This is a genomic window from Lentibacillus sp. CBA3610 (assembly GCF_013373365.1).
Taxonomy (GTDB): Bacteria; Bacillota; Bacilli; order Bacillales; family Amphibacillaceae; genus Lentibacillus.
The window spans coordinates 1287433-1300803 of the sequence record NZ_CP035925.1 but is presented as its reverse complement, the minus strand read 5'-3'; the positions used below and the strand labels follow the sequence as shown (position 1 = coordinate 1300803).

Here is a 13371-nt window from a genome sequence, read left to right as displayed (position 1 = left end):
AAAAACAAACCCGGCACGCGCTTATATCTTTTAGCGCGTGCCGGGTTTTTATAAGGAGCCTGTTTCCTAAATCGTATTGTCTGCTAAGTAAAAAATGCCGCCATTAACGACTTCAAATTTAATGTATGGTGAATAGCGCTTTTTAATTTCGTTGATTTCTTTTTTCATTGCTTGTTCCTCAGTTTCTTCTTTATAAAAATGGCGGAGTAAATCGATTTCTTCATCCATTGTTTTTTGTGATTCTTCTGCCCAGTCATGGTCCTGGTCGTGGACGTAACTTTCAAGCACCTTTTCGATTCGTTTAAAACCGCTGTGAAGTTTTATCATGGGTGAAATGGTATAACAATAATCGGAAATCGTGTTCTGCATCGTCTTGGTCTGCAGCTCTTCCATCATCTTTAATTTCATGACGCCATTCACGAGATGAAGGCCGATTGAAACCATTTCATCCTTTTTTTGTTTTCCCTGATAGCTGATTTTGATATTGGTGACTAACCATGGGTATAAAGCCTGCTTCTTATTCGTATCAAGGCGCTCAAATAGTTTCGTGTATTTTTCATGCTCGTGTAAATGATTGATAATCTGATGGAGCCTGGGACTGCCATAATGAATCCATTCATGATTGCCATCCCGCTTCTCCGGATTTGTAATTAAAGTCAGCTGTTTTGGATCTCCCGGGTGGCCCATTTTTTTAATATAGTGCCAATAAAAAGGGCGGTTCATAAGGGCCCGGTCCATGTCCTCTGTCAGCTGTACTGTGATCATGCCGTCATGGTTGTACAATACATCACAATGGTGCGATGTGAAATAATCTTGTATAAAATTGTGCAGATCATTAATTGCCATAAGACTCTTCCTCCTGATCGGCTTGTTGATGTGTCAGGTTGATAACAGAAGACAGGTTATCCAATTTTATTTTGGCTTCACCGGTTGATGCCGACTCGGAAAATATCGACTGGATTTCAGATTCCATATCATTAATGTTAAGTTCATCGAGAATATCGTCCAAATGGCCAATGATTTGTTCGAACAAGTTGATTTTCTCATACAAAAGTGTCATGATATGCTCTTCTATTGTCCCGCGAATGGCAATATTGTAAATATGCACATCATGCTGCTGACCATACCTGTGAATTCTGCCGATGCGCTGTTCGAGACGCATTGGATTCCACGGCAGATCATAGTTAATCAAATGGTTGCAAAACTGCAGGTTGATTCCCTCACCGCCTGCTTCAGTTGCAATCAGTACCTGGGCATGGTTTTCGAACAGTTGCTTCATCCAATCTTTTTTCCCTTTATTAAATCCGCCCCGATAAGGAACTGACATAATACCGCTTTCCTTTAAATACCATTGCAAATAAACCTGGGTTGCCCGGTATTCGGTAAATATAATCACTTTTTCATCGCCGGCCTGCTTAATTAACTCAACGACTTTTTCCGCCTTTACATGGTGGCGGAGCTGTTCAATTTCTTCAGTTATCGGTTTAATGCTATTTTCGTTTGATTGATCGATCATTTTATTCAGTGACAAATAACATGCTTCACGTGATGAACAGAGCTCTCTGAGAAATGTGATTTTCGAAAAGGCACTGAAGACGTCAGTTGCATTTTCCAATTGAGAATAAACCTGTCTCTCTTCGTTGCTGAAGTCAACCCAGATCGTTTCAATATGACGTTTAATCGCATCAAATTTTGTGTTTTGCCGTGTGTTGCGTATCATGACCTTTTGAACCAGCTGTTTCAAATAGGCGTCCTGCTTCAGGTTTTTGCGGTTTTTCCCATATGTCTTTAAAAAAGAATCATAGTCGCCAAGATGACCCGGTTTTAAAATGGAAACCAGGTTAAATATTTCGACTAACCGATTTTGGACGGGTGTTGCCGTCAGCAGCAAACAATATTTTTTCTTCAAAGACTGCACAAACGCAAAGTTTTTTGTTTTATGGTTTTTCAGTTTATGGGCTTCATCAACTAACAGGAAGTCATAGTCCTGTTCAAGAATCTGTTCACGATGCGGTGAACGTTTTGCCGTGTCAATCGATGTGATAATCACGTCATACTGGTCCCACGGATAACTTTTTCGGAATGTAACGGCCGGGATATAAAATTTTTCATTCAATTCCTGCGCCCATTGGTTGACTAACGAAGCCGGGACAATAATCAATGCTTTTTTGACTAACCCTCTGATCATGTATTCTTTTAATATCAGACCAGCTTCAATTGTTTTGCCAAGTCCTACCTCATCAGCCAAAATAGCACGACCGTTCATCTCTTCAATGACTTGTGTGGCACTTGTTAATTGGTGCTCCATAAAATCCATTTGCGGCAGGTAATCCAGCGCCTTTAACCCTTCGAATGATGCTGTCATCGTTGTCAGGGCAGCCTGATAATTCATCTGAAACAGATCCCAGGAAGAAAAGGGACCTTCTGTTTGCAGTCTTTCTTCAAATCCATCAATAAATACGGAATCCTGCTGAATATCCATATGATTCATTGAATACTCCTTTTTAACAAAGTAATGATTATCTCTACTTTTAGCATTGTTCATGTGATATAATGCAAGTAACATAGATAGTTCATACATAGTATAACCAAAACAATGAATATCATAATGCGAATGATTACAAGGGGAGAGCTTACTGCAAGCGTGCGCAGTAACGCCGAAGGAGCAAGCAATTTGTGAATCTCTCAGGCAAAAAGACTCTTGTAGGACGCAGCTCTGGAGAGTGTTTACATACGTAAACCACCCACGAAGCAAGCACTTTTGCAGATGAAGGCGATTTCAAAAGTGTGCAACTTTCTGGTTTAAGGACAGAGATTTCCCTGATAATGGGGAGTCTCTATTTTTATGGCCAAAAACGGGAGGCTGAAGGAAAGATTCTTAGTAAAAGGAGTTGAGGGGATGAGTGAATTAAAACGGACACCTTTATTTCCTGAATACGAAAAATCAGGAGGCAAGACCATTGATTTTGGGGGATGGGATCTGCCTGTCCAATTTAACGGTATTAAGCATGAACATGAAACAACCAGAACGAAAGCAGGCTTATTTGATGTATCGCACATGGGTGAAATTATAGTCCAAGGTCCTGACAGTGCACTATTTTTACAGAAGATGGGTCACAAATGATATCTCAAAATTACACCGAAACGTGCCAATATACGTTTATGTGTAATGGAGATGGTGGCACAATAGACGATTTTATCGTATACATGCTTGATGCAGATCAGTATTTGCTTGTTGTCAATGCGGCGAACACGGAAAAAGACTATAAGTGGCTGACAGAACATCAAAGGAATGAGCAGGTTGTCATTGAAAATGTTTCGCGGGACTATGTTCAGCTGGCCTTGCAAGGTCCGCTTGCACAAACTATCCTGCAACGTATCACTGATACGGACTTGAGTGACATTAAATTTTTCCGGTTCGAAAATCCTGTCTATTTTTCCTCAATTGATGCGGGTGCGATAGTCTCGCGTACAGGATACACAGGGGAAGATGGATTTGAGATTTATCTCGATGCAGACAAAGGTCGTGAACTCTGGACACTTATTCTTGAAACAGGTAAAGAGGATGGTCTTGAACCAATTGGTTTGGGGGCACGGGATACACTGCGGTTTGAAGCAAATTTACCGTTATACGGTCAGGAACTTTCTGAGACAATCACCCCGGTTGAAGCTGGCATGAAGTTCGCTGTAAAAGTAAACAAAGAAACTGATTTTATCGGTAAAGACGTTCTGAAACAACAAGTGGAAAACGGTCCGGATCGCAGGCTCGCCGGTATTGAAATGGTTGATAAAGGCATTCCGCGTACAGGCTATCAGGTTTTTGCCGGTGATGAAGAGGCCGGTTTTGTGACAACCGGAACCCAGTCACCAACGCTGCAAAAAAATATTGGTCTGGCCCTTTTGGACAGTGAATTTACTGCTGTAGGCACTGAATTGTATGTACAGGTGCGGAAACGGAAGCTAAAGGCAATCATTGTCGAAACACCATTTTATAAACGGAAGTAAAAGGGGGAGAAGTTGATATGGAATTTCGTTATTTGCCAATGACAGAATCGGATAAGGAGGAAATGCTTGCTGCTATTGGTGTTGAATCCACCGAGGAGCTATTTTCGGATATTCCGGATGATGTTCGGTTCAACAACATTGATCTTGACCTGCAAGAAGCAGCATTATGAAAGCTTACAGGATGGCAGGAGAAATGCTATATGAAGGAATACACCTCATTTTTGGGGTGCGGGTTTATGATCACTACATCCATCTGTTGTTGATCATGTTATTTCACGTTCGGTTTTTATACAGCTTATACTTATCAGCCGGAAATCCCAGGTGAGCTGCAGGCCCATTTTCGAATTTCAGACGATGATTTGTGAACTGACTGGCATGGAAGTAGCGAACTCTTCCATGTATGATGGGGGAACAGCACTGGCTGAGGCTGTCACGCTGAGTGCCGGTCAGACAGAACGAAAAGTTATTGTATCAAACAGTTCATCCTGATCACGCGCAGTCATTCACGTATGCCAAGGGCAAACCTCGACATTATTGAAATTTGACATCATATGGAACTGATCTTGAGCAGTAAACATGATTGATGATACAGCAAGTGTCGTCATCCAATACCCTAATTTTTTCGGTCGATTGACCGTTAAATGAAAGTAAACGACATTATTTCGCCAGCAGAAAGACGATGTTTCTGGTTTCCAGCAATCCGCTGGCATTAGGTTACTTGACGCCACCAGGTGACATTGGTGCCGATGTTGTCGTGGGTGATACGCAAGTGTTTGGTATTCCTGCTCAATTTGGAGGGCCGCATTGCGGTTATTTTGCAACGACGGATAAGTTAAAACGCAAAGTTCCGGGACGGCTGGTCGGTCAAACAACTGATGAAGAAGGCGCGCGCGGGTTTGTGCTGACACTGCAGGCAAGGGACAGCATATCAGGCGTGGATAAGGCAACATCAACATTTGTTTTCATCAGGCATTAAATGCGCTGGCCAGTTCTGTGGCGATGACATCATCGGAAACATGGTCTCCGGAAAATGGGCTGTCTTGATATGCAAAGGCACGTTATCTTAAGCAAACTTGAAATGGCCGGCATACCTGCAGCTTTCTCAGGTCCATTTTTCAATGAATTGGTCATCAAACTGCCTGAAGCTGTATCGCGTATCCAATGTATAAGCTATTGACGAGCGGTATATTGGGCGGCTATGATCTGGACAGTTATCCGGAATGGAAGGCCATATGGCTGGTTGCAGTCACAGAAAACGTTACGAAGGAAAGAATTGGATACGTTTGTAAAAGAATTGGGGGATATCCATGGCTAATACAGATTTTCCGTTAATTTTCGAACGTGGCAAAGAGGGACGAACAAGTTACAGTCTGCCGGAATTCGATGTTCCGGAAATCGATCTGGACAGCGAATTTGAGGATTCCTATATCCGTTCAGAGGCACCCGGCTTGCCGGAAGTGAGTGAACTGGATATTATGCGTCATTATACGGCATTGTCCAATCGCAATTATGGCGTGGATTCAGGCTTTTATCCGCTTGGATCATGCACGATGAAGTATAACCCGAAAATAAATGAAGATGTTGCAAACTTTGCCGGGTTCAGTCACATTCATCCCCCATCAGGATCCAAAAACGGTACAGGGGCTATGGAAATGGATGTACGATCTGCAAACCTCGCTCAGTGAAAAACCGGTATGCATGATTTTTCTCTGCAGTCGGCAGCCGGAGCGCAAGGAGAGTGGAGTGGCCTGATGATGATCCGGGCGTTTCACGAGGCAAACGGCGATTATAACAGGACAAACGTCATTGTTCCCGATTCTGCCCACGGAACCAACCCAGCCTCAGTCTCAGTAGCCGGATTTGATGCTGTCACGGTTAAAACAAATGATAAGGGCTTAGTGGATCTTGAAGATTTAAAGCGTGTCGTTGATGAGGAGACAGCCGCATTAATGCTGACAAACCCGAACACACTCGGGTTGTTTGAAACTGAAATCATGGAAATGGCCGAAATTATTCATGGAGCAGGCGGAAAGCTTTATTATGACGGGGCAAACCTGAATGCGATTATGGGATATGCCCGTCCCGGAGATATGGGCTTTGATGTCGTTCATTTAAATTTACACAAAACATTTACCGGACCGCATGGCGGCGGTGGACCGGGGTCAGGTCCTGTCGGTGTGACTGAGGAGTTCGCGGCCTTTCTGCCAAACCCGGTACTTACCAAAAAGAATGACCAATACGTATTCGATTATGACCGCCCTCTATCCATCGGACGGATCAAACCGTATTATGGGAATTTCGGTATTTATTTACGGGCTTACACGTACATTCGAACAATGGGTGCAGAAGGCCTTAAGAAGGTTAGTGAATATGCGGTATTAAATGCAAATTATTTAATGCGCAGGCTGGAAAAAGAATATGTACTGCCGTATCCGCAGCACTGCATGCATGAATTTGTTTTATCCGGCAGGAATCAGAAACAGCTGGGTGTCCGTACATTGGATATGGCAAAACGTCTGCTTGATTACGGGTATCACCCGCCGACGATTTACTTCCCACTGAATGTGGAAGAAGCTATGATGACCGAACCGACTGAGACCGAGTCAAAAGAAACATTGGATGGTTTCATAGATGCGATGCTCCAGATTTCCGAGGAGGCGAAACATAAGCCTGAATTGGTTCAGGAAGCACCACTCAATACCGTTGTAAAACGAATGGATGAAACAACAGCTGCACGGAAACCGATATTGCGCTATTAATAATGAAATGGGCGGGTAATGCTCCCCGCCCATTTCATTTATCTATTTGTAAAGTCATTTAGATTTTACTTTTCCGGTCCATTTTTTAAACCCGCCTTTGAGCTGGCTGATATCTTCATAGCCCTTTTTATGGAGCAGTTGTGCAGCTCTTGCTGACCTTGAACCACCCTGGCAATAAAGATAAACCGGCTTATCTTTTCTGAGCTCTACAAGCCGCTGTTTCATTTGTGTCAAAGGTATATTCCTGGCACCAAGAATATGCCCTTTATCAAATTCATTTGGTTCACGCACATCAATCAGCTGTGCTTTTCGGTAGCCTTCCCGGAATTGATCCTCTGTTAATACCTTCAGGAAGTTTTTTCGCCTGAAATACCGGAACATACCTATTGCCAATAAAACCAGAACAACTATGACTAAAATGTCCATTAAGAATCCCCCGTCAATCTAAATCTCTCTCTTCTATTATATGAGTGATGTTATCTTTTTTCAAAGTATTTTTCTTAACGCTCGATATACGTATGATTTTTCACCGTTACGTACGATTAATAGAGTTAAAAATAAGGCTAAAAAGGGATGTGCCGAAAATGAAAATACGAGATCATTCATTCCTCATACAAAACTTGAAAAAGTTTAAAAAAGCTATATTTTAGCCGGTTAGCTTGAATTTACTTCTGGTTTCTTGATATATTTGTGCCCTCTTGTGATTGACAAAGTATTGTTTTTTTGCCTTTTACTCCATATATTGTATTAATTTAAAAATTTATATACTATATATTGTTTAAATGATTCGAAATGTGGTATGTTAATAATAGCATATTTATGATAAGGAGTGAATCAAATATGTCGACTGCTGTTGAAAACCAGCCTGAAATTGATGTACAAACGCTGAATGAAGATATAAAGCTGTTTCCGCAAGTACATCCGATTACTGACGATATGAAACTGACGCACAAAGGTGTCTCACGGCTGGTTATGCTTGATCGGTATTCATTTAAAGATACGGGAAAGACGACACTTAAAGCAGGTGACTTTGTTGTATTGACCGTAAAGGCCGATCCCAAATTTCCTGCACGGGGACTGGGATTTGTTGAGTCTATTAATTGGGATAACAAGGAAGCCATGATTAAGGTAGATTCAGAGTTTGTGTCTGTCCTTGATGATGAGGAGGAGGCTTCCACAGGCATTATAAGACGCTCTCTCAGTGTGATAGACAAGCCGCTGGAAATTTATTATGAGCAGATTGCTAAGCGGAATTCAACAGGTCTCGCTGATGTTGAGACAACTAAGGAAAAACAGAATGAATGGTACAAAAAATTCAATGAAGAATTAAGCAGCATGAACTTTATTCCTGCAGGGCGTGTTCTTTATGGGGCCGGAGCAGATACAGATGTTACGTATTTCAACTGCTATGTCATGCCATATATTAAAGACTCGCGTGAAGGCATATCAGACCACCGCAAGCAGGTAATGGAAATTATGTCACGCGGCGGCGGTGTCGGTACAAACGGCTCGACACTCAGACCGCGGAATGCTCTTGCAAGAGGTGTGAACGGCAAATCATCCGGGTCGGTCTCATGGCTTGATGATATCGCCAAACTGACACATCTTGTCGAGCAGGGCGGATCAAGACGTGGTGCTCAAATGATCATGTTAGTCGATTCGCACCCGGATATTATTGAATTTATCATTTCAAAAATGCAGAATCCGAGAATTTTACGGTATTTGATTGAAAACACCGAGGATGAGCAAATAAAGACACTGGCACAGGAAAAATTAAAGTTCACGCCATTGACTGAAACAGAATCCGATCTTTATCAGGGAATTGTCAATTACCGGTCAATGCCTGGACAAGGCGGGTTCACGCAGGCTGCCATCCGTGAAGCGGAACAAAAACTTGTTACCGGCGGAACGTACGATGTGCATAATCCGGAGTTCTTAACCGGCGCCAATATTTCAGTCTGCATCACAAAAGATTTCATGGAAGCCGTTGAGAATGATGATGTTTATGAACTCCGTTTCCCTGATGTCGAGAATTATACGGAAGAACAAATGAAAGCATACAATGAACAGTGGCATGAAGTTGGCGATGTAAGAAAATGGGAAGAAATGGGTTACGGTATTCGTGTTTATCGCCGGATTAAAGCAAAAGAATTATGGAACCTGATCAACATTTGCGCAACGTATTCAGCAGAACCGGGCATTTTCTTCATTGATAACGCCAATGAAATGACAAACGCTAAAGCTTATGGTGATCAGGTCGTTGCAACAAACCCGTGTGGTAAAGTGGTATAGTTTGCCTCACGTTAAAAATTGCGGGATTAAACGGGAAGGCTGAGATGCTAATCCGAACCGAAGACTAAAGGTAAAACGTTAGTCAGGGGCAACGCATAGGTGGTGAACCTCGAAAGAGAATATAACCCACCCACGAGACCGCAACAATACACAATTATATTATTAGTTTTTTAAGTTCATTTAAGGGGTTGAGCTAATATAATGAATAGGGGATATGCAGGCTTTTATAAGGGAAACTATTTAAGAAGCTCCTATGAATATGCCTACGCTAAATGTCTTGATTACTATTCAATCCCATGGAATACGAAACTGAATTTTTCGATTTAGGTTACAAAATTTATAAACCAGATTTTTTCTTCTACGGTCAAGATGGCAAGATTAAAAAAATAACAGAAATAAAATCAAGAAATAAAGACGAGAAAATAAGTGCATTAAAGGCTCTAAGTATTATTGAAAAAAATTATAATATTAAATATGAACTGGTTTCTTATGAAGAATTGCTAGAGAAGTATAGGGAGCTGCCATTTTCGTTAACAGGAACAATAACAGAATGGATTCAATCTGAAAACACAACTATTCATAAGGCTGCAAAAGGAAAACTTAATGGACATTACAACATAGCTCATAGTATTGACACCAAAAGAAAAATAGGTGAACATACCAAGAAACTATGGGCCTCTAATAGTACCGCAAAACAAAGAATGGTTGTTGGTTTAAAAAAATCAGGTTTAGCTCAAAAAGGAAAGTTCAAAAAGCCCAGAGAAATAAGACTCTGTAAAGAATGCGGACATAATTTTGAGGTGATTGCTACATCCATTCAAACGTTTTGCACTCAAAAATGTGCTGGCAATTTCGCGATAAGAAATGCAACAAAATCCTATATAAACAAAAGAAAAAGCATTCATGAAAACATTAGAAACTATATTATTCAATGGTCATTGCAGAACAAAGATATTGTAATTCAAACACCATTTAACAAAATTAAATCGACTTTAGAGCCATTAATTGAAGATATACACAAAGAGTTTGGAGTAAAAGACTTTAGAGTTATTTCAAAAGCAGTTTTTGGAAAAGATTGTGGAAGAAAAGAATTACTGAAATTCATGCAAAAATTGTGTAATGAAAATGTATGCTGAACTTGCAGGAAATCAACTGTAAGAACTATTGGATAAAAAGCCAATAGGATAACAAAATTGGAACAACCACTTGCACCTTATTCTGTCTGCAATCTTGCAGCTGTCAATTTAGCCCAGATGGCTGATAAAAATACGAAATCCGTTGATTACGCTAAACTGAAACAAACCGTTAAAACGGGAGTTCGCATGCAGGATAATGTCATTGATGCAACACCATATTTTCTTGAAGAAAATAAAAAACAAGCACTTGGTGAACGCCGTGTCGGTCTTGGTGTTATGGGTCTTCACGATTTATTGATCTATTGCGAGACCAAGTATGGATCAGAAGAAGGCAATACGCTAGCTGATAATATTTTTGAAACAATTGCAACGACCGCATACCGCGAATCGATTGAACTGGCTAAAGAGAAGGGAAGTTTCCCGTTCCTGGTCGGGGAGACCGATGACGAAACAAAAAATCTGCGGGAAGCTTTCGTTAATACCGGTTATATGAAGAAAATGCCGGAAGATATAAATATATATTAGAGTACGGTATTCCGTAACTCACACTTACTAACGTGCGCCCAACTGGAAGCACAGGACCATGGCCGGTGTCAGCACAGGATGGAACCATTATTTTTCCTTTTCTTACTACAGAAGCGGAAGATTAGGTAAGTTCATTGAAGTCAATGCAGATATTGTACAGGAATACCTGGATCATCACCCTGAACAGGATTCCGAAAATCTTCCGGAATGGTTTGTATCTGCTATGGATCTGTCAGCGGAGGAACATGCAGACGCACAATGTGTCATCCAGAGTTGGGTGGACAGTTCCATTTCGAAAACCGTTAACGCACCTAAAGGTTATACGGTTGATCAGGTAGAGAGCGTCTACCGGAGATTGTATAATGGCGGTGCAAAGGGCGGAACGGTTTATGTCGATGGCAGCCGTGATACACAGGTGTTAACGTTGAAATCTGAAGAAAACGCAATTAGTGAACAGACCGAGCTTTTTGAAGATGAGAAACCGAAAGTCGTTCTGATGATATACTTCAGGAATTGGATAAACAAACGTTTCGATCGGATCGAAATAGGAGATACCTGCCCTGTCTGCCGCAATGGCAGTATTGAAGATATCGGAGGCTGCCAATACGTGTACAAGCTGTGTGCTCAGCTTAAATGTGGATTATAATGAAAGTTTTAATGAGGAACTGGTTCATACCAGCTCCTCATTTTATTGAGCAGGCTGTTATCCAAAAGATTGTTGTTTCAACACAAAACACATAAACTACGAAACAACTTTTGGAATGTGTTTCTCCAATTCTATCGGGACCTGAGTGCTCGTCCGTCGCTGCGGAAAAATACTCCCTTTCCGCGGGGAACGCCTCAGCCTCCTCGCTCGCGGGCCAACACGATGTTGGTCGCGGGAGGCGTTGGCTATTGACGTGGCGAATTTAGCCTTTGTTCCTTGAACGCTCGCTGCGGGGTCATCAGACTGTTCCTTTCCCGCAGGAGTCTCGCATTTTTCCGCAGCTTCGTGTCGTGTTCTGTCCTAGTGGAGAAAAGATTCAATATTACAGAAAGTCCAGCGGAGTGTATTTCCGGAGGCGGTGTCATTACACTCAAATATTTCAGTGTTTCGCATTTTATATCAACTAAGAATTAAATTCAACAATGATTACAAAAAGAGCCATTTTGTAAAAGCTTGTCTCCATGATAAATATCTTGTATGCTTTTATTGAGAAACATTGTTGCATTTGATAAAAATTATTTCCGCGAAGTGAGTGATTCGATGCCAACGCCGAGCATGGAAGATTATATTGAACTGATACACAATTTAATGGAGTCAAAAGGCTATGCCCGAGTGTCCGATATTGCTGAGTCATTAATGGTGCATCCGTCATCCGTTACCAAAATGGTGCAGAAACTGGACAAGGACGGTTATCTTAATTATGAAAAATACAGGGGTTTTATTCTGACAACCAAAGGTAAAAAGCTTGGAGAGCGGCTTGTTTACCGGCATGAGTTACTGGAGGAATTTCTGGAAATCATCGGTGTTGATGATGACAAAATATATGAAGATGTAGAAGGAATCGAACATCATCTCAGCTGGAATTCCATTGACCGAATTGGTGATCTGGTGCAATATTTCAGGGGTAACGATGGACGTATCGATGATTTACGAAGCATCATGCGGGCAAATGAGGATTAATTCACATATCTCATAATTTTGTGTTCTATTTCCCCTTGTGTGGTCTTACATATATATAAAAGGCTACTAAGACATCGGGGAGAGAACAGATGAAAATTGACGGTGTTTTTTCAGGAGGCGGTATAAAAGCATATGCTCTTCTTGGAGCGCTTCATCGTATTTCAGAACACAATCATTCGTTCGAACGGCTGGCAGGTTCATCTGCCGGGGCTATTATGGCGGCTTTTCTTTCAGCCGGCTACCAGATTGACGAGATAGATGAGATGATGCAAGAGCTGGATACGGAACAGCTTTTGGATCCCCCCAAATGGACAACGCTTATTCCTTTCTCCAAATGGATAAACCTTTATTTCCAACTTGGTCTCTATAAAGGCAATAAACTGGAAAAGTGGATCTATAAACAGCTGGCGGCAAAAAATATATACACTTTCCATGATTTGAAACCTGATTATCTGAAAGTGGTTATCAGTGATATATCGCTTGGGAAACTTGTCGTTATTCCGGATGACTTAAAACGAATTTATGGTATTAACCCGAATTATTTTCCTGTTGCCAAAGCCGTGAGAATGAGTGCCGGTTTTCCATATTTTTTTATGCCGAAGAAAATACCCGGAAAAACGGCTAAAAAAAGCCTTATTGTTGATGGGGGATTATTGAGCAATTTTCCATTATGGGTTTTTAAAGATGCGACCAACCGAAGTAAACGTCCGGTATTAGGGGTGAAACTAAGCGGCTATCCGGGACAGGAAAAACCGCGTGATATCCGAAACGCACTTGATATGTTTCATGCCTTGTTTTCCACGATGTTGAACGCTCATGATGCCCGTTATGTATCCAAATCGGATAAAGATAATATTATTTTCATTCCGGTGGATCATGTTGACACAACTGATTTTAAGCTTACCGATGATACAAAAGAACAATTGATTCATATCGGGAAACAAAAAGCTGACTTGTTTCTGAAGCATTGGCCAAATTGAAAACCGGC

At 41.4% G+C, this 13371-nt stretch carries 9 protein-coding genes, 4 pseudogenes and 1 riboswitch; of the genes and pseudogenes, 10 read left to right on the top strand and 3 right to left on the bottom strand.

Features of this window, described 5'->3' with window-relative positions:
• Window positions 1–66: 66 nt before the first annotated feature.
• The gene (locus Len3610_RS06590; protein WP_176447249.1) at window positions 67–846 is read right to left on the bottom strand and encodes a YqhG family protein; all 780 of its coding nucleotides are present in this window, start codon (window positions 844–846) and stop codon (window positions 67–69) included.
• The gene (locus tag Len3610_RS06585) at window positions 836–2491 is read right to left on the bottom strand and encodes a DEAD/DEAH box helicase (RefSeq protein WP_176447248.1); all 1656 of its coding nucleotides are present in this window, start codon (window positions 2489–2491) and stop codon (window positions 836–838) included. The genes Len3610_RS06590 and Len3610_RS06585 overlap by 11 nt, the downstream gene beginning before the upstream one ends.
• A 123-nt stretch (window positions 2492–2614) precedes the next feature.
• Window positions 2615–2711: riboswitch (glycine riboswitch) on the top strand.
• A gap of 188 nt (window positions 2712–2899) precedes the next feature.
• On the opposite strand from Len3610_RS06585, the pseudogene gcvT reads away from it, so the two are divergent.
• From gcvT to gcvPB, 5 genes and pseudogenes are all read left to right on the top strand, one after another.
• Window positions 2900–4005: pseudogene (gcvT, locus tag Len3610_RS06580) on the top strand (glycine cleavage system aminomethyltransferase GcvT).
• A gap of 17 nt (window positions 4006–4022) precedes the next feature.
• Window positions 4023–4175: a hypothetical protein gene (locus Len3610_RS20720; protein WP_255259817.1), complete on the top strand. Its 153-nt coding sequence runs from the start codon at window positions 4023–4025 to the stop codon at window positions 4173–4175.
• A gap of 100 nt (window positions 4176–4275) precedes the next feature.
• Complete coding sequence (locus tag Len3610_RS20715; protein WP_369693681.1) at window positions 4276–4494, top strand: hypothetical protein; 219 nt, start codon at window positions 4276–4278, stop codon at window positions 4492–4494.
• 190 nt (window positions 4495–4684) lie between these two features.
• Window positions 4685–4981 carry a PLP-dependent aminotransferase family protein gene (locus Len3610_RS20710; protein ID WP_255259816.1) on the top strand — a complete coding sequence of 99 codons (297 nt, stop codon included), beginning with the start codon at window positions 4685–4687 and terminating at the stop codon, window positions 4979–4981.
• 331 nt (window positions 4982–5312) lie between these two features.
• A pseudogene (gene gcvPB, locus Len3610_RS06570) lies at window positions 5313–6764 on the top strand (aminomethyl-transferring glycine dehydrogenase subunit GcvPB).
• 54 nt (window positions 6765–6818) lie between these two features.
• Here gcvPB and Len3610_RS06565 read toward each other — a convergent pair.
• Window positions 6819–7190, bottom strand: a complete 372-nt coding sequence (locus Len3610_RS06565; protein WP_176447247.1) for a rhodanese-like domain-containing protein — start codon at window positions 7188–7190, stop codon at window positions 6819–6821.
• Between the two features lie 414 nt (window positions 7191–7604).
• Here Len3610_RS06565 and Len3610_RS06560 point away from each other — a divergent pair.
• From Len3610_RS06560 to Len3610_RS06540, 5 genes and pseudogenes are all read left to right on the top strand, one after another.
• Window positions 7605–9047: pseudogene (locus tag Len3610_RS06560) on the top strand (vitamin B12-dependent ribonucleotide reductase); the annotation flags it as partial.
• 305 nt (window positions 9048–9352) lie between these two features.
• Entirely contained in the window at window positions 9353–10192 is an 840-nt protein-coding gene (locus Len3610_RS06555; protein WP_255259815.1) for a restriction endonuclease, read from the top strand.
• A 60-nt stretch (window positions 10193–10252) separates the two neighbouring features.
• A pseudogene (locus tag Len3610_RS06550) lies at window positions 10253–11363 on the top strand (hypothetical protein); the annotation flags it as partial.
• 600 nt (window positions 11364–11963) lie between these two features.
• Window positions 11964–12383 (top strand): transcriptional regulator MntR, encoded by a 420-nt coding sequence (gene mntR / locus Len3610_RS06545; RefSeq protein WP_176449578.1) that lies wholly within the window; start codon window positions 11964–11966, stop codon window positions 12381–12383.
• A gap of 89 nt (window positions 12384–12472) precedes the next feature.
• A complete protein-coding gene (locus Len3610_RS06540; RefSeq protein ID WP_176447245.1) occupies window positions 12473–13363 on the top strand; it encodes a patatin-like phospholipase family protein in 891 nt (296 codons plus the stop codon).
• The last annotated feature ends 8 nt before the right edge of the window (window positions 13364–13371 follow it).

Coding starts and splice junctions, on each gene's coding strand:
- Len3610_RS06555 (WP_255259815.1), top strand. CDS start 9,353: ATGGAATACGAAACTGAATTTTTCGATTTAGGTTACAAAATTTATAAA.
- Len3610_RS20710 (WP_255259816.1), top strand. CDS start 4,685: ATGTTTCTGGTTTCCAGCAATCCGCTGGCATTAGGTTACTTGACGCCA.
- mntR (WP_176449578.1), top strand. CDS start 11,964: ATGCCAACGCCGAGCATGGAAGATTATATTGAACTGATACACAATTTA.
- Len3610_RS06585 (WP_176447248.1), bottom strand. CDS start 2,491: ATGAATCATATGGATATTCAGCAGGATTCCGTATTTATTGATGGATTT.
- Len3610_RS06540 (WP_176447245.1), top strand. CDS start 12,473: ATGAAAATTGACGGTGTTTTTTCAGGAGGCGGTATAAAAGCATATGCT.
- Len3610_RS20720 (WP_255259817.1), top strand. CDS start 4,023: ATGGAATTTCGTTATTTGCCAATGACAGAATCGGATAAGGAGGAAATG.
- Len3610_RS06590 (WP_176447249.1), bottom strand. CDS start 846: ATGGCAATTAATGATCTGCACAATTTTATACAAGATTATTTCACATCG.
- Len3610_RS06565 (WP_176447247.1), bottom strand. CDS start 7,190: ATGGACATTTTAGTCATAGTTGTTCTGGTTTTATTGGCAATAGGTATG.